16 protein-coding genes and 1 pseudogene are annotated in these 15,247 nt (G+C 66.3%); 7 read left to right on the top strand and 10 right to left on the bottom strand.

The genetic code is table 11. The features are described 5' to 3' along the window. Positions 1-4: 4 nt before the first annotated feature. Positions 5-224: pseudogene (locus MYCSM_RS38150) on the bottom strand (diaminopimelate decarboxylase); the annotation flags it as partial. A 41-nt stretch (positions 225-265) separates the two neighbouring features. Beyond that, a complete protein-coding gene (locus tag MYCSM_RS12700; protein WP_157681321.1) occupies positions 266-1,027 on the bottom strand; it encodes a class II aldolase/adducin family protein in 762 nt (253 codons plus the stop codon). A 102-nt stretch (positions 1,028-1,129) separates the two neighbouring features. On the opposite strand from MYCSM_RS12700, the gene MYCSM_RS12695 reads away from it, so the two are divergent. Then, positions 1,130-2,095 carry a D-2-hydroxyacid dehydrogenase gene (locus MYCSM_RS12695; protein WP_015306560.1) on the top strand — a complete coding sequence of 322 codons (966 nt, stop codon included), beginning with the start codon at positions 1,130-1,132 and terminating at the stop codon, positions 2,093-2,095. 15 nt (positions 2,096-2,110) lie between these two features. On the opposite strand, the gene MYCSM_RS12690 is transcribed toward MYCSM_RS12695, so the two are convergent. Genes MYCSM_RS12690 through MYCSM_RS12680 form a run of 3 tightly spaced genes read right to left on the bottom strand, consistent with a single transcriptional unit; the run spans position 2,111 to position 5,446 of the window. Next, positions 2,111-2,896 carry a hypothetical protein gene (locus MYCSM_RS12690; protein ID WP_015306559.1) on the bottom strand — a complete coding sequence of 262 codons (786 nt, stop codon included), beginning with the start codon at positions 2,894-2,896 and terminating at the stop codon, positions 2,111-2,113. Continuing rightward, on the bottom strand, positions 2,896-4,494 hold the full coding sequence (locus tag MYCSM_RS12685; RefSeq protein ID WP_015306558.1) for an APC family permease: 1,599 nt from the start codon (positions 4,492-4,494) through the stop codon (positions 2,896-2,898). Before MYCSM_RS12685 ends, MYCSM_RS12690 begins: the two co-directional genes overlap by 1 nt. A 4-nt stretch (positions 4,495-4,498) precedes the next feature. Further along, entirely contained in the window at positions 4,499-5,446 is a 948-nt protein-coding gene (locus tag MYCSM_RS12680; RefSeq protein WP_015306557.1) for a metallophosphoesterase family protein, read from the bottom strand. A gap of 200 nt (positions 5,447-5,646) precedes the next feature. On the opposite strand from MYCSM_RS12680, the gene MYCSM_RS12675 reads away from it, so the two are divergent. The 6 genes from MYCSM_RS12675 (at position 5,647) to MYCSM_RS12650 (ending at position 10,077) form a co-directional block, all read left to right on the top strand. After that, positions 5,647-6,483 carry a creatininase gene (locus MYCSM_RS12675; RefSeq protein ID WP_232425760.1) on the top strand — a complete coding sequence of 279 codons (837 nt, stop codon included), beginning with the start codon at positions 5,647-5,649 and terminating at the stop codon, positions 6,481-6,483. A gap of 19 nt (positions 6,484-6,502) precedes the next feature. Further along, positions 6,503-7,195: an SDR family NAD(P)-dependent oxidoreductase gene (locus MYCSM_RS12670; RefSeq protein WP_157681320.1), complete on the top strand. Its 693-nt coding sequence runs from the start codon at positions 6,503-6,505 to the stop codon at positions 7,193-7,195. Further along, entirely contained in the window at positions 7,192-7,911 is a 720-nt protein-coding gene (locus tag MYCSM_RS12665) for an SDR family NAD(P)-dependent oxidoreductase (protein WP_041311959.1), read from the top strand. The genes MYCSM_RS12670 and MYCSM_RS12665 overlap by 4 nt, the downstream gene beginning before the upstream one ends. Positions 7,912-7,968: 57 nt before the next feature. Continuing rightward, positions 7,969-8,691, top strand: a complete 723-nt coding sequence (locus MYCSM_RS35235; RefSeq protein WP_157681319.1) for a TetR/AcrR family transcriptional regulator — start codon at positions 7,969-7,971, stop codon at positions 8,689-8,691. Continuing rightward, complete coding sequence (locus MYCSM_RS12655) at positions 8,688-9,743, top strand: aromatic ring-hydroxylating oxygenase subunit alpha (protein WP_015306552.1); 1,056 nt, start codon at positions 8,688-8,690, stop codon at positions 9,741-9,743. The genes MYCSM_RS35235 and MYCSM_RS12655 overlap by 4 nt, the downstream gene beginning before the upstream one ends. A 97-nt stretch (positions 9,744-9,840) precedes the next feature. Further along, entirely contained in the window at positions 9,841-10,077 is a 237-nt protein-coding gene (locus MYCSM_RS12650) for a hypothetical protein (protein WP_015306551.1), read from the top strand. Between the two features lie 20 nt (positions 10,078-10,097). Here MYCSM_RS12650 and MYCSM_RS12645 read toward each other — a convergent pair whose 3' ends face one another. From MYCSM_RS12645 to hemE, 5 genes are all read right to left on the bottom strand, one after another. Beyond that, complete coding sequence (locus MYCSM_RS12645; RefSeq protein WP_015306550.1) at positions 10,098-10,355, bottom strand: hypothetical protein; 258 nt, start codon at positions 10,353-10,355, stop codon at positions 10,098-10,100. 100 nt (positions 10,356-10,455) lie between these two features. Beyond that, positions 10,456-12,102 (bottom strand): NAD-dependent malic enzyme, encoded by a 1,647-nt coding sequence (locus MYCSM_RS12640; protein ID WP_015306549.1) that lies wholly within the window; start codon positions 12,100-12,102, stop codon positions 10,456-10,458. Between the two features lie 24 nt (positions 12,103-12,126). Further along, positions 12,127-12,822, bottom strand: a complete 696-nt coding sequence (gene hemQ, locus MYCSM_RS12635; protein WP_015306548.1) for a hydrogen peroxide-dependent heme synthase — start codon at positions 12,820-12,822, stop codon at positions 12,127-12,129. Positions 12,823-12,826: 4 nt separating this feature from the next. Beyond that, complete coding sequence (locus MYCSM_RS12630) at positions 12,827-14,182, bottom strand: protoporphyrinogen oxidase (RefSeq protein WP_015306547.1); 1,356 nt, start codon at positions 14,180-14,182, stop codon at positions 12,827-12,829. Continuing rightward, on the bottom strand, positions 14,179-15,228 hold the full coding sequence (gene hemE / locus MYCSM_RS12625; RefSeq protein ID WP_041311957.1) for a uroporphyrinogen decarboxylase: 1,050 nt from the start codon (positions 15,226-15,228) through the stop codon (positions 14,179-14,181). The genes MYCSM_RS12630 and hemE overlap by 4 nt, the downstream gene beginning before the upstream one ends. Positions 15,229-15,247: the final 19 nt, after the last annotated feature.

Here is a 15,247-nt window from a genome sequence, read left to right as displayed (position 1 = left end):
GCCATCCACCAACCACGGCGGTGCGTCCGCCGGGTTGTGGCTGCACCCACAGAATCCGATAGAGCGTTGCATCGGCGTGTGCGCTGATCGCGCGGCCCGGCTCGACCACGACAGTCGGGCAGAAAACGCGCAGCGACGCATGACTCGGCGAGCGCATCGTCGATCAAATCTCACAATGGCTCGAGATCCAATTCCGGATCGCCGGACACGTACGGGATGCCATGTCGCCACCGATGTTCCCCAAGTCACGCAATCCGCCGCACCGCTACTGCCCGGCCACGCTGATGTCGGGCACGTAGGTGCGCTGCGCCCACTGGAATACCTGCCACGCGGCGACCTCGTCGAGCTCGTCGTGAACCCGCCGAGCCGACTCGTGCCCGATCGGGCGGGCGTCGCGGGCCTTCATCTGGACCTCGGCGCAGCGTTCCATCAATAGGAAGTAGCCGACCGCTGCGTCGACGCTGGCACCGACCGTCAGCAGACCATGATTGCGCAGGATCACCGCGCGGGCACCGCCGATCGCCGCCGCGATCCGCTTGCCGCCGTCGGTCGACCCGATGTTGACCTCCTCGTCGTCGAAGATCTCGTGATCGCCAAAGAACGCACACGACTCCTGCGAGATCGGCTCGAGCTTGATGACGTTCGCCGAGAACGGCGTCCCGTAGGGCGTATGGCAATGGGCGGCGGAGACGATCTCGGGCCGTGCCTCGTGCACCGGCGCGTGAATGTAGTACGCCGCCATGTTGATGTGGCCGTCGCCTTCGATGGTGCCGTCGCCACGGACCAGCACCAGGTCCTCGGTTGTCATGTACCGGAACGGCACACCATAGCGCCCGAGCCAGAAGCAGTCGGGTCGCTCTGGGTCGCGCGCGGAGATGTGTCCATCGCCGAGGGACCCCCAGCCCATCGCGCCGAACACCCGATAGGCCAGCGCGAGCCTGCGCTTGCGATGTGCTCGTAGCTCGGCGGGATTAGTGATATCGGGCTCGTAGGTCCCCGGGTCGAGAAAGTGACGATCGGTCGTCATGTCAGGCATTGGTGTTTATTCTCTCACTACTCAGCGGATATATACCTTTTCGATATACTATCGAAAAGCATTCCTATGTAGCCGTAATTGAATGGAGCAGCCGTGCCGGATTGCCCCCGCGTGCTCGTCCTGATCGAGCCCGACCCTGACGCACCGCCGCCTCCGCTGCATCTGATCCCCGGCGACATCGAGGTAGTCCAGATCGACTCGGCCCCCAGCCACGAGGAACTGGCAGGCGCGTCGGTGCTGTACATCTGGGACCACCGCTTCGCCGACCTCGCTCCGCTGCTGCGCCGGACCGACGAACTGCGCTGGGTACACGCTGCGTCGGTCGGGGTAAACCGGCTTATCTGCCCGGAGCTGGAGTCGATCGTGCTGACCAACTCGCGCGGTGTATTCGACACGTCGATTTCCGAATGGGTGCTGGCGGCGTTGCTGGCGCACGTCAAGGGGCTCGCCGACACCTGGGCCCTGCAACAGAAGAGCACCTGGCAATACCGTGCCACGGGGCGGCTCGCCGGGGCCCGGGCGGCGGTGTTGGGCACCGGATCGATCGGCCGGGCCATCGCCGACCGCCTCGCCCGCCTCGACGTCCACGTCACCCTGATCGGTCGCACCCCTGACCTCGACCCGGACTTCGGGCCGATACGAAGCTCGCACGACCTCGTCTCGGTGGCTGCGGACGTCGACCTGCTCGTGCTGGCCGTTCCGCTCACACCGGCCACCACCGCGCTCGTCGGAGCCGAGGTGCTAAACGCGCTCGGGCCACGCGGGTACGTCGTAAACATCGGGCGCGGACCAACCGTCGTCGAGGCCGAGCTGATCGACGCGCTTCGGGCCGGGACGATCGCCGGCGCGGCACTGGACGTGTTCGAGGTCGAGCCGCTGCCGGCCGGCTCGCCCTTGTGGTCGATGCCGAATGTGCTTGTGTCGCCCCACATGTCCGGCGACTACGTCGGGTTCGAGGTCGACATGATGACCGTCTTCACCGACAACCTGCAGAGGTGGCGGCGCGGCGAACCGTTGCACAACGTCGTCGACGCGGCCGTCGGCTACGTGCCGGGCTGAGCGCGCCAACCCCCATTAGCTGACCTCATCGACCTGTTGGTACCACCGCTTGCGGGTGCCGACCTTGGCCCGCATCTTCCAACGCCGGGACTTGGGCGCCTCGGCCAGGTGCGCCCGCAAGGTCTCGATCTGTGTCCGGACCCGGGCCGCCAACACCGGGTCAACACCGTGCCGCTGCACCGAGTCGTGCAGCAGTGCCAGGTTCAGGTCGGCCGAGTACCAGAATCCCCAGTCGTCGCACAGCACGTCGCGGATGCGGTTGAGGTCGATCTGTCCGGCCGACTGCAACCCGATCCGGTGCTCACCGAGCAGCACGGTGAGGTCGATCAGGTCGTTGGCCGTCATCTCGTGGATCTGCAGCTTAGAGAGCAGCAGGTCGGCCAGCGAGATGCACGGGTCGGCCAGTTCGAGCCGGTCGGCGAACTTGATCGAATGCGCCATTACCAGGGTGTCCATGAAGACGTCGATCTTGATGCCCGTTTCGGGGTGGGCGAAGATCTGCCGCTTGATGCCCCACTCTCTCAGGCCACGCGCTGCCGGGTCAGCGAGGTAGCCCTGCGTCAGGAAGAACGTATCGATTCGCTGGTGATCGCGATCGCGTCCCCAGAAGTCGATGTCGTAGAACGGACGTCGGCCAAGCGCGCGCATCAACGCGTTGTGCCGGGGGCAGTGCAGATGCACGGCCACCGAGCCGGTGATCCGCAGCAGCAGCGATTGCTCCGCGGCGGATCCGACAAGGCGGGCGGCCTCGGCGGGTATCCGCTCGGCGCGCAAGAGAGTTGCGGCGTCCGTCCCGTCCATTACTCGACCGGAATCTCACTGAACTGGCCCTTGATGTCGGCCCCCTGCCGGGCCCGGTAGATCCGGAACGCCGCATACCAGGTCAGCGCGAACACCGTGACGGCCACCGTCATGACTTCGGAGAGGTGGTTGTTGGCCCCGTAGGCGGCGTCGATCAGCAGCCGGTAGAACACAAACACCACGCAGACAAGCGCGATGACGCCGATCACCGAGATCACCGGTACTTTGCCCACCCGGTAGGCCACCGGCGAGGACTCGAACTCGCGCTTGCGCCGGAACGGGAAGATGATCGCGGCCAAGCAGACGCCCATGAATGGGATGCATTGGCCGAGGAACCCGCCCAGCACCAGGACAGAGCTGGTGAATGCGTAGAGGCAGACCCAGACGAAGGCGATCGCCGCCGATAACGCCAGGGCCCAGGTCGGTGTGTGGAACTTGGCCGAGACCGACGAAAACCACTTCGGGGCCATCCCGTCCAGCGACCATGCGAGCATGCTGCGGGTCGAGACAATCAACGAGCTGGCGCCGACGAAGAAGAGCAGCGAGAGCACCCACAGGCTGTTCACCACCGTGAGCACCGGATTGCCGCCGGCAATACCCGTATAGAGGTTGACGTAGGGGTCCGCGTCGAGCGGGAACTTATCCGGCGTCACCTCGGTCGAGGCGAGCATGAACGCGCTGCCGAACGCTGCGCGGTACAGGAACATCAGCAGGATCATCGCCCCGCCCATGGTGACGATGGCCAGCGTCATGCCCCGGAGCTGACTACGCTGCCCGTCCTTCACCTCGCCGCCGAAGCTAACCGAGAGAACCGCGAACCACAGCGAGAACGCCGGCCAGGCCGCGAAGAAGATGCTCTGGGTCAGGCTGAACGGGTGCTGGGTGTTGCCAGCCGCCGCGATGACGTTGTCGTAGGCGCCCGCCCCTGCAGCCGCGTCGAAGTTGTGGTGGAAGTCGAGCACGCCGGTCGCCGCCAGCGCGAGGGTGACGAACGTGACCAGCAGGCTGACCGCCGTGATGTAACTGGCCCACCGCTGCACCTTGAAGTACACCCCGGCACCGCGGTATTGGACGAACGAGAAGGTGCCGATCACCAGGACGCCGCCGAGGAACAGGCCCCATTTGCCTGCGAACCAGTTGCCCGCGTTGATCAGGGCCGCATTGTGTTCCTGGACGCCCAGCGAGCTGAGCATGGGCGCAATCCCGAACTTGGAGAGGAACGCCCCGTTGACTCCGGTGTAGAAGAGCTGCCAGAAAACCAGGGACATGCTCAGTGCGATGCCGGCGACCGGATGCAGGATCCTCGACATAAAGACGTAATCGCCGCCCGAGCGCGGGTAGACCATGCTCAGCAGCCCGTAGCAGCCGGCGATGAAAAGCCCTGCGACCGTGGCGATCAGGGTGGCCAGCTCCATGGACGCGCCCGGGTAGAACTGCCAGGCCGCGACGATGAAGATGATGTAGCCGAGGGCGATCTGCTGCCATCCGTAGAACATCACGTCGTCGGTGCGGACCTGGCGGACCAGGCCCGAGCTGGCTCGAGTGAATACCCCCGTCGCGGTCGGCACGCCAGTGTTGAGTGTCGGTGCAGCAGTCATTGGATCAGCCCCTTACCAGGCTCGTGTTGACAAGGCCGTGTCGTTCGTCGAGATCGATCAGCAGGCCACCCAGGACCCCCTCGCTGTACTCGCTGCCCGGGTTGCCGATCGGCACGCCGTCCAGGTCGCGGACTCCACGGGATTCGTGGATGTGTCCGTGCACGCCGAGCATCGGCGTGTACTTGGAGATGGCGTCGCGGGTGGCGGTGCTGCCGACCGGGATCATGTGGGGGCCGCCGGACGTGACGACCGCGCGCAGATCCCCGTCGAGCTCGGGCGCATAGTCCAGTCCCGAGGCGTACGGCGGGACGTGCAGGCTCATGATCGTCTTGCCGGGGTCGGCGACTGTGGCCATCACCTCGTCGATCCGGCGGCCGAGATCCTCTTCGGACACGTCACGGGGGCACGCCCACGGCGTGATGTTGCCGTAGCCCATGCCCATGATCTGGAAGCCGCCGTCGAGTTCGATGACCGTCCCGTTGGGGTCCTCGATCAGGCTCGACCGGCTCAGCATCTCGTCGACCTCGAAGTAGTCGTCGTTGGCGCCACTGATCAGGACCCGGACGCCGGTGCCGGCGAGGCGGTCCTCGGCCATGTCGATCCATCGCTCGACGCGCTTGAGGATCAGCGTGTGGAACAGGTCGTCGGTCTTGTCCTGGTCACCGGCATACGTTTCGTATTCGTCGGGGGTGGTAAGGAATGCGTACTCACCCGCGTCGGCGATCATCGCCAGCAGGTTGTCGAGCGCAGGCCCCTTGCTCACCTTGCGCTCGATGCCGGCGAACCGGGCTTTGAACTTGCCGGGCTTGGTCTCGATCACCGGCACGATGAACTTCCCCGTGATGTCGCCACCGATCACGATCGTGTCGCACTCGTAGTGCTTGGGGGTGGCGAGGAACTTCTTCCAGCACCGCTCGCTGCCGTGGATGTCGGTGCAGAAGTACATGCGCACGTTGGCGCCTCCAGAAGAAACGTGGGGATTTGGCGGACAGTTGCGAAGGTAGGAGCCAGTTGTTTCGTGCACAATAAATACCCGTGTCGATAACGTATCGAATATGCGTCTGTCGACGCGACGTAGTATCTATTGACATATCGCAGATATTGCAAACCGATACGGTATCGATTTGGCTGAAAGAAAACGTGGAGGCAGCTGTGAGTGAGGATCGCATGAGCCCGGTGCTGGGTGAGGGCACCGTCGAGTACGAGTGGATGACCTGGCCCGAGATAGCGGCGGCCGCCGCCGCGGACGCCCCGGTCGTGATCGCGGTCGGTTCGACCGAACAGCACGGCCCGCACCTGCCGGTCAGCGCCGACTGGGTGGTCCCCCAGGCGCTGTTGCGTCTGGCCGCGGCCCGACGCCCATTCATCGTCGGTCCAGCTATTCGGCTCGGCTACCGGTCACGCCCGGCCAGCGGCGGCGGTCAGCAGTTCCCCGGCACGCTGTCGCTGCGCGCGACGACGTTCATCGCCATGCTCGAAGACCTTCTCGAGGAACTGATCCGCACTGGATTCCGCCGAATCGTGTTGTACAGCTGGCACTTCGAGAACGCCAACTTCGTGTACGAACCGGCCTATCTGGTGTCCGGGCGCTACCCCGACGTGAAGATCGTCGTCGTCGAGAACGGCATGCCCGACTTCGCCGACGCCGATCTGGACATGCTGTTCCCGGACGGCTTCCCAGGTCTGGCCCTCGAGCACGCCGCGGTCATCGAGACGTCGCTCTTTGAGTACCTGCGCCCCGCCACAGTGCGCATGGACCGCATCGTCGACGATGCCCCGGCCCGCAACGTGCCGTGGGACGTGCTGCCGATCGACCCGACGATGTCGACTCCCACGGGCGTGCTCGCATCGGCGACCCAGGCCACCGTCGCCAAGGGAGAACTGCTGACCGAGCGGATCGTCGAGCACATCGTCTCCATCCTGGACACCGAATTTCCACTGCCCCTCAACGGTGCGTCGGTCCCGCTGGCCGCGGACGAGGCCCACTGAGATGGCGGGCGCTGCCCTGGTGACTGGAGGTGCGAGCGGCATCGGCCGCGCCACCGCCTACGCGCTCGCCGCCCGCGGATACCACGTCGCGGTCGATCACCTCGGTCGCGAGGCCGAGGCCAAGCAGGTGGCCGCTGACATCGGTGGCGTTGCCTACGAAGCCGACGTCTCGGATGTGGCGGCCGTCGACGGGCTGGTCGCTGCCGTCGAGTCCGACTTGGGCCCGATCGAAATCGCAGTGGCGTGTGCGGGTTTCGACGTCGACGTGCCGCTTGAGCAGGTGACACCGGAGTTGTGGCACAACAGCCTTGGGGTCATCCTCGGGGGCTGCGTCAACGTCATCGCCGCGGTCGGACCGCGTATGCGGGCACGGCGGCGCGGCTCGATCGTGGCAATCTCCTCGGAGCTGGCCCTGCTCGGCGACGGAGATCACGTGCCGTACGTGACGGCCAAATCGGCGATGATCGGCCTGGTCCGCTCAGTCGCCCGCGAATATGGCCCCGATCAGGTGCGGGTCAACGTCATCTGCCCGGGCCCGACGGACACAGAGATGCTGACCGAGCGGTGGCGCGGCGAGGACTACCGCCAAAGCATCCCGCTCGACCGCTTCGGCACCCCAGAGGAACTGGCCCGCGCCATTGTCGACGTCGCCGAGTGGACATGGCTTACCGGCCAGGTGATTTCGCCCAACGGCGGCGTGGTGATCCAGTGAGCGCCCCAGTGGCGCTGGTGACCGGCGCCGCAGGAGGCATCGGCCGCGCGATCGTGGCCGGGCTCGCCGGGGCGGGCTGGACTGTCGCGGCCACCGATCTGGCGGAGGCGGGCGATGTCACCGGCGCCGACGTGACGATCCCTGCCGACCTACGCGGGCGTGATGCCTGCCGAGCGGTCGTCGACGGGGTGCTCGCGCGTTTCGGGCGGCTGGACCTACTGGTAAACAATGCCGCGACGATGACAGTTGTCGAGCCGACCGTCGAGACGATGGCCTTATGGTGGCGCGACATCGACGTGAACCTGACCGCTCCGCTGTGGCTAACGCAGGCCGCCGCCGCGGCGCTGCGGGAGAGTGCCGGACAGGTCATCAACGCGTGCAGCATCTCCGGGCTGCGCGGGGAGCCCGGCTTCAGTGCCTACGCGGCGAGCAAGGCAGGGTTGCTCGGTATGACGCGGTCGTTAGCCCGGGAGCTGGCCCCCCTGATCCGGGTGAACGCGATCGCGCCAGGCCCGACCGAGACCGAGCAGCTCAATCGCGACGCCGAGTTCCAGGGCGTCGGGTTGGACGAGTTGCATCGCATGTATACGGCAGGCATGCCGACCGGCAGGCTGGTGCAGCCCGCCGAGGTGGCCGACCTCGTCGTATTCCTCACGGGGGCTAGATCTTTCACTGGAGAGTGCGTGCAAATCAACGGCGGGATGTTGATGTCATGAGACGATCACGGAACACGAACGGCCCACAACAGCGGCCGCGGAGGGGACGGAGTGTCGGTGGCGCAGCACACTGATCAGGGCCAAGTCACGATTGACACCGATGCCGACTCCGGTCGCCAGGGCCACATCCTCGTCGTCGCCGCCCGACTTTTCCGCGAGCGCGGGTACTTGAATACCACCATGACCGAGATCGCACGCGAGTGCGGGCTGGGTCAGTCGTCGCTGTACTACTGGTTCCGCCAGAAAGAGGACATCCTGCTCGGCCTGCTCGCGCTGAACCGCGTTTCGCTCGACTTCGCGGAACAGGTTGTGGCCGAAGGCGGTTCGCCCGCCGTCAGGCTGCTACGGCTGCTACGGCTCGACATGCTCGAGCTGTGCTCTTCGCCGATCGACATCTGCGAAGTCGAGGTGCTGGCCGAGCAGCAGCCCGACGTGTTCGTCGAGTTCTGGGCCGACACCGCCGCGCTGCATGGACATATCGGCGCTTTGATCAGCGACGGCATCGCGTGCGGCGAGTTCATTGAGTGTGATCCCGAATTCGCGGCACTGAACATCTGCGCAGCCGAGGAGGGCGTGCAGCGCCGGTACCGAAACTCGGCCGCACACGCCCCTGGCGGCACCAGCCCGTTCCGCCACCGGGACTACTCGCGCGAACACGTCGCAGGAGAACTCGCGACCATCGTCGTGCGGGGCCTGCTCCGCGATCCTGCGACGTTGCCCGCGCTGACCGCGGTCGCCTTCGACAATCTCACCGCTGCGCCCACCCCGACTGACGGATGACTCCCGAGACGCGCGTGGCCGCACTGCGCCGCGGCTGGTATCCGATCGCGCGCGCAGTTGATCTGGACCGCCCCCGGCAGGCGACGTTGCTCGGCCGGCGGTTGGTCACATTCCGCACCGCCGACAATCGACCGCGGGTCCTGCCCGACCGATGCCTGCATCGGGGCGGGGCGCTGCACCTCGGCGCGGTCATCGGTGACTCCATCGAATGCCCGTATCACGGGTGGCGATGGCGTGGCGCCGACGGGCATTGCGTCTACATCCCGTCCAACGGCCCATCCGCGCCGATCCCGAAGTCCGCCGTCATCGACGCCTTCCCCACCGTCGAGCGCTACGGCCTGGTCTGGACCTGCGTCGGCGATCCGCTGACCGGGCCGCCGCATCTGCCCGAACTCGAACCGCTCGGAATGACCTACGCCGCAGGCGATCCGGTCGACGTCGAGGCCGGAATCCTGGCCGCGATGGAGAACTTCCGCGACGTCGCCCACTTCCCATTCGTCCACCGAGGCACGATGGGGGACGTCCCGCACCGGGTGGCGAAGTTCGACGTGCGCCGCGAAGGCTACGAAACGTGGATGACACGGCACTACTCCGCCGCCAACGGCGAATCCGAACTGTTCCGCGACATCGAGGACCAAACGTTCGACTACCACGCGGTGGCACCGAGCATCGCCACCGTGCTGCTCGATCACGGCGTGGGCGGCAAGCGGGTCGTCATGGAGGCGTTCACTCCGGCGGGTCCGACAGGGTGCCGGATATTCCTCGTCTCTGGGACTTCGGCCGGCTACACCGCGCACGACCCGGCCGCAACACTTGCCACCGAGATGCAGGTGCTGCACGAGGACCTGCCGACCCTGAACACCTTGGACCCGCTGGAGGTGCCGTTCGAGCGCGAGCAGTACGAACTCTCGGTCGAGGCCGACCGCTACACGCTCGCGACGCGACGCGCCTTCGTCGACTTCATGCGCGATGCGGGTGAGGCCATCGATGGGGCCGCGGACCCGGCGTGTGGGCGTAAAAGCCCAAAGAATGCTCCAGCCGTGACGCTTTAGACACCTCCAATTGACCGCCTAAGCGGCCGCACGTCGATCCCAATCGAGAGAGTCTGTTGGGCAAACGATTCCGACGATTGCGGCACGCAAGGTACCAATGTCTCGTAGTGACAACGCACCGATCGTCGCCACACCCCCGCGGATCGTTGTGCACGAGGTGAATTCGGACGCGATGACTCTTCTGGCCGGGCCGTCATGGTGTGCGGTTTGGCCGCCCGCCATCGTCGTCGATGAGGCATCGGATGTCGTGTTCCCGCGGAATCGCGCCGGCGATCAAGGTATGAGCTACATCACCGGCCAGGTCTGGAGCGTCAACGGCGGCATGGATATGTGAGCCCACAAACCGCCTCGTGCTTACGGGATCGGCGCCTGCGGGTTCGAGTTCGGCGCCTCCCCCGCGTATAGCGGTGCGGGCCCCGTGATACTCGGCACCGCTTTCTCGATCGCAGGCACCGTCGGCTCAGTCGTCGTGGCGGGTGCGCTGGAGCTTCCCGCCGCTGTGAACTGCTCGCCCTGCATGCAATACACCGCCACGCCGCCAAGGGCGATCATGGCGCCACTACCGATTACTGCGGCACAGAGCCGTATGTTTTGAATGACCTTTTGGCTCATAGTCTTAGTGAACGCCGTCAATCTGGAATCATGCTGACGGACCGATGCCAATCGGCTACACGGCGCAGTTATTCCCGCTCAGGCGAAACGCTAAGCAAACTCAGACGCGATACTCAGGTGTCCAGCGCACCTGCGTGATTCGATCGGCGAGTTCCTCGGCGCTGCGCTTTTCAGCTACGCCGTCGGCGATCGCTTGCAGACCTACCGCGTGCGCGATGCGCACGGCGACGTCGGGAACGTCCGTCCACGCAGGCAGCAGTGGCTGGTTTGGATCGAGCAGTGCCGGCGAGGCGTCACCGAGAGTAGCGGCTGCGACCCGCATCATTTCATCGGTGACCCGGGTGGCCTGTGCCGCAGTGACGGCCAGTCCCATGGCCGGGAAGATATAAACGTTGTTGCACTGCGCAATTGGACGTTCGACGCCGTCTCGGTGCAACGGTGCGAACGGTGAGCCCGTTGCGATCAGCGCGCGACCGTCGGTCCAGGCGTCCAACTCCGCCGGATGCGCCTCGGCGCGACTTGTCGGATTGGACAGCGGGAAGATGATCGGGCGTTGGGTCTTGGCCGCGAGCTCGCGCACGATCTCCTCGGTGAAAGCTCCAGCGGCGGTGGACAATCCGAGCAAGACGCCGACATCGACATTGTGCACGACGTCGCCGAGTTGGGCAGGCCCGCTCAAGCCCCAATCCGCGACGCGGGCGACGGGCTTGGCGAACTTCTGCTGTTCGGCTGACAGGTCGGTTCGGTCCTCGGTGAGCAGCCCTTGGATGTCGACGACCCAGATCCGGTCCGCCGCATCGGCTTCGGACAATCCCTGCGCCATCATCTCACGCTGCACCATGTCGAGCACACCCATGCCCGCCGACCCCGCGCCGAGCATCACGACCTGCTGCTGCGACAGCGGGCGGCCTGCGACTTTCGCCGCGCCGTGCAGCGCGCCGAGAGCGACGGCTGCGGTGCCCTGAATGTCGTCGTTGAAGGTCAGCAACTTGTCGCGGTATCGCTGGAGAATCGGCAGTGCATGGGCGGTGGCGAAATCCTCCCACTGCAGCAGCACGTCGGGCAGTTCCTCGTGCACCGCCGCGACGAACTCGTCGATGAACGCGTAGTAGTCGTCGTCGGCGATCCGCCGGTGCCGCCAGCCCAAATACTGTGGGTCCTCCAGCAATTCGACGTTGTCTGTGCCCACGTCGAGCACGATCGGCAGGGTGCGTGCCGGGTCGATTCCGCCGATGAGTGTGTAGAGCGAGAGCTTTCCGATCGGGATGCCCATTCCACCAATGCCCTGATCGCCAAGGCCCAGGATTCGCTGCCCGTCCGTCACGACGATCACGTCGACGTCATGATGCGGACGGTTGCGCAACACCTCGCGCAATTCGGCTCGGTCGGGGTAGGACACGAAAAGCCCGCGCGGCCGTCGGTAGATCTCGCTGAAGCGCTGGCAGGCCTCGCCAACCGTCGGGGTGTACACGATCGGCATCGTCTCGGCGATGTGGTCGCGTAGCACGCGGTAGAACAGCACCTCGTTGCGGTCCTGCAACGCGCGCAGGTAGATGTGCCGGTCGAGACCCTCACGGCGAGTGGAGAACTCGTTCCAGCAATGCTCGACTTGCTGGTCGGCGGTCTTCTCGGCGGTCGGCAAGAGACCCAGCAAACCGTACTTACGACGTTCGTCGTGGGTGAAAGCCGTGCCCTTGGTCCTCAACGCGTCGAACAGCAGATCCTGCCCGGTCTTTGCTTCAGACAACTGGGGTCCCTTTCGCCGGCGCAGTTACGGGAGTTTGTTGATCAACTCTTCCACTCCAACGCGCGGACCGGTGAAGAACGGCGTCTCCTCGCGGGTGTGCCTACGCGCGTCGGTGGCCCGCAAGTCGCGCATCAAGTCGACGATGCGATGCAACTCGGGCGCCTCGAACGCCAGGATCCACTCGTAGTCACCCAGCGCGAACGCGGGCACCGTGTTGGCGCGCACGTCCTTGTAGCCGCGGGCGGCCATGCCATGCTCGGCCAGCATACGGCGGCGCTCGTCGTCGGGCAGCAGGTACCACTCGTAGGACCGGACGAACGGATACACGCAGACGTAGTTACCTGGCTCCTCCCCCGCCAGGAACGCCGGGATGTGACTCTTGTTGAACTCGGCGGGGCGATGGAGCGCGACGCTGCTCCACACGGGATCACTCGCACGGCCGAGGGCGGTCGTGCGGCGGAAATCCGAATAGGTCGCCTGCAGCGCCTCCACCGTCTCCGCGTGGGTCCAGATCATGAAGTCGGCATCGGCCCGCATGCCCGCGACGTCATAGAGGCCGCGGACCACCACGCCTCGCTCTTCCTGCTCCTTGAGGAAAGTCGCCATCTCGTCGACGGCGCCGGCACGGTCGTCACCCAGCGCGCCAGGGTCGGCCGCGAACACCGAAAACATCAGGTAGCGGACGGTCGCGTTGAGCTCGTCGAAATCCAGCTTGGCCATGTATCTATCGTGCCACGCGCGAGGTGACCAGCGACGCGGCCGCCCTCGTCGCCGCGGCTACACAAGCGGGCACTCCGATGCCGTCCAGGTATCCGCCCGCGACGGCAAGCGTCGGCGGCAAGCCGGCCCGCAGATCGGCGACCAGCTCGAGGTGGCCCGGCCCGTATTGCGGCATCGCGTCGATCCACCGGTGCACATGGCAGTCGACCGGCTCGACGTTGACACCGAACACCGTCGCCAAATCTTGCGACGCCCACTCCAGCAGGTCCTCGTCGCCTGCGCTGCGGGCCAGATCGTCGCCGAACCGGCCATACGACAGGCGCACCAACTCGACGTTTCCGCGCTGACCCCACTTGCGGCTCGACAACGTAATGGCCTTGGCGCGCAACCGTTCTCCGTGCGCCACCAGTACTCCCGACTGATCGGGCAGCGGGATGCCACCCGGCAGCGCCAGCGCCACCAACGCCGAGGATGCGACGCCAATGCGTCGGGCTGCCGCGGCGGTCCGCGGGGCAACGGTGTCGATCAGCCTTCCCAGCCTCGGCGCAGGCACGGCCAGCACCGCGGCGTCGGCGTGCCAGCGCTGCCCCTCGTCGTCGACCAGATCCCAGCCCGGCGGCGCCGCATCGACTCGATCGACGGCGACTTGCGCCCAACCGATGGCCGCCCGGCGTACCAGCTCGTCGACGAGCACCGTGTAGCCGCCGTCGATGGCGCCGAACACCGACCCGGTCAGCGGCGGCGGGAGCGTCTCACGGACCGCCTCGGTGAGGCTGCGCGCGCCGCGGTCCAACACGGCGGCCAAGGTCGGGACGGCTGATCGCACACCGATGGTGGCCGCAGATCCGGCATACACGCCCGCCAGCAACGGATCAACCGAGCGGACCACGACCTGGTCACCGAACCGGTCACCCACGAGTGCGGCCACCGACGGATCGGCGCCGGGACGCCAGGAAAACGGACGGGTGGGCTCGTCACGCATCCACGTGATCGCGGCATCGTCGACGAGGCCCGTGAGCGTGTCTGGATCCGCGGGTATGCCCTGCAGGGTGCCGATCGGCATCTCGTGCAGCCGGCGCTGGCTGTAGATCAACGGCCGGGCGCCGGTGGTGCCGATCTGTCGGCGTGCCAAGCCCAGCTCGGCCAGCAGCGCGGGCACCTCGGGCCGTCGCGCAATGAACGCTTCGGCCCCGACGTCCAGCGGCTGGCCGCCGACCCGTTCCGTGCGCAGCACCCCACCCAGCCGGTCCGCAGGATCGAACACGGTGATGGTCGCGTCCGGTCCCGCTGCGACCCGCAGCCGATACGCCGCCACCAGACCCGAAATGCCGCCCCCGACAACGGCATACGACGCAGTCACAGGGAGTGCACCAGCGCCACGACGTCGGTGATGACGGACGGATCGGTGCTCGGCAGCACGCCATGGCCGAGGTTGAAGATGTGGCCCGCTGCGCCGGCGTCGACCGCGCGCCTGCCGTCCTCGACAACGGCACGCACCGCACGCTGCGCCACGTCGAAGCCGGCCAACAACACCACCGGGTCAAGATTTCCCTGCAAGGCAGTTCCTGGCCGCACCCTAGCGGCGGCATCGGTCAGCGACGTGCGCCAGTCCACGCCGACCACGGTCGCGCCGGCCTCCGACATCGCGCCGAGCAGCTCGGCGGTGCCCACCCCGAAATGCGTCATCGGCACGCCAGCCTCGGCGAGCGTGGCGAACACCCTGCGGCTGTGCGGCAGTACATAGCTGCGGTAATCGGCCAGCGACAGCGTGCCTGCCCACGAGTCGAACACCTGAATCGCGTCCACCCCTGCCGCCACTTGGACCTGCAGGAATGCGATCGTCACGTCGGTCAGCGCGGTCATCAGCGCATGCCAGGTTTCGGGTTCGCCGAGCATCATCGCCTTGGTGCGTTCGTGATGCCTGCTGGGCCCGCCCTCGACGAGGTAGGAGGCCAGCGTGAAGGGGGCGCCGGCGAATCCGATCAGGGCAACGTCGTTCAGTTCGGCCACCAGCTGCGACACGGCCTGCGCAACAGGCGCAACCTGTTGCGGCTCAAGGGGTTTGATAGATTTCACGTCCGCGATGCTGCGCACGGGACGCTCGATCACCGGTCCGACGTCGGGCACGATGTCGAGGTCAATGCCCGACGCCTGTAGCGGCACGACGATGTCGGAGAACAGGATTGCGGCGTCGACCCCGTGCCTGCGGATGGGCTGCAGCGTGATCTCGGTGATCAGCTCGGCGTCGAAGCACGCCTGCATCATCGTGTTCTTGGCCCGCAGCTCCCGGTACTCGGGCAGCGACCGTCCGGCCTGCCGCATGAACCACACCGGCACGCGGCTGGGTTTGCGGCCGGTGGCTGCGGCCAGGTAGGGCGACTCGGGCAGTTCGCGGCGGGTACTCATTGGCACCAATGCTGCCATG

The sequence above is a fragment of the Mycobacterium sp. JS623 genome (assembly GCF_000328565.1).
Lineage (GTDB): Bacteria > Actinomycetota > Actinomycetes > Mycobacteriales > Mycobacteriaceae > Mycobacterium.
Note: the sequence above shows the minus strand (reverse complement) of the source record. Positions and strands in the feature narration are given on the sequence as shown.

Coding starts and splice junctions, on each gene's coding strand:
- MYCSM_RS12700 (WP_157681321.1), bottom strand. CDS start 1,027: ATGACGACCGATCGTCACTTTCTCGACCCGGGGACCTACGAGCCCGAT.
- MYCSM_RS12690 (WP_015306559.1), bottom strand. CDS start 2,896: ATGGACGGGACGGACGCCGCAACTCTCTTGCGCGCCGAGCGGATACCC.
- MYCSM_RS12685 (WP_015306558.1), bottom strand. CDS start 4,494: ATGACTGCTGCACCGACACTCAACACTGGCGTGCCGACCGCGACGGGG.
- MYCSM_RS12655 (WP_015306552.1), top strand. CDS start 8,688: ATGACTCCCGAGACGCGCGTGGCCGCACTGCGCCGCGGCTGGTATCCG.
- MYCSM_RS12650 (WP_015306551.1), top strand. CDS start 9,841: ATGTCTCGTAGTGACAACGCACCGATCGTCGCCACACCCCCGCGGATC.
- MYCSM_RS12645 (WP_015306550.1), bottom strand. CDS start 10,355: ATGAGCCAAAAGGTCATTCAAAACATACGGCTCTGTGCCGCAGTAATC.
- hemQ (WP_015306548.1), bottom strand. CDS start 12,822: ATGGCCAAGCTGGATTTCGACGAGCTCAACGCGACCGTCCGCTACCTG.
- hemE (WP_041311957.1), bottom strand. CDS start 15,228: ATGAGTACCCGCCGCGAACTGCCCGAGTCGCCCTACCTGGCCGCAGCC.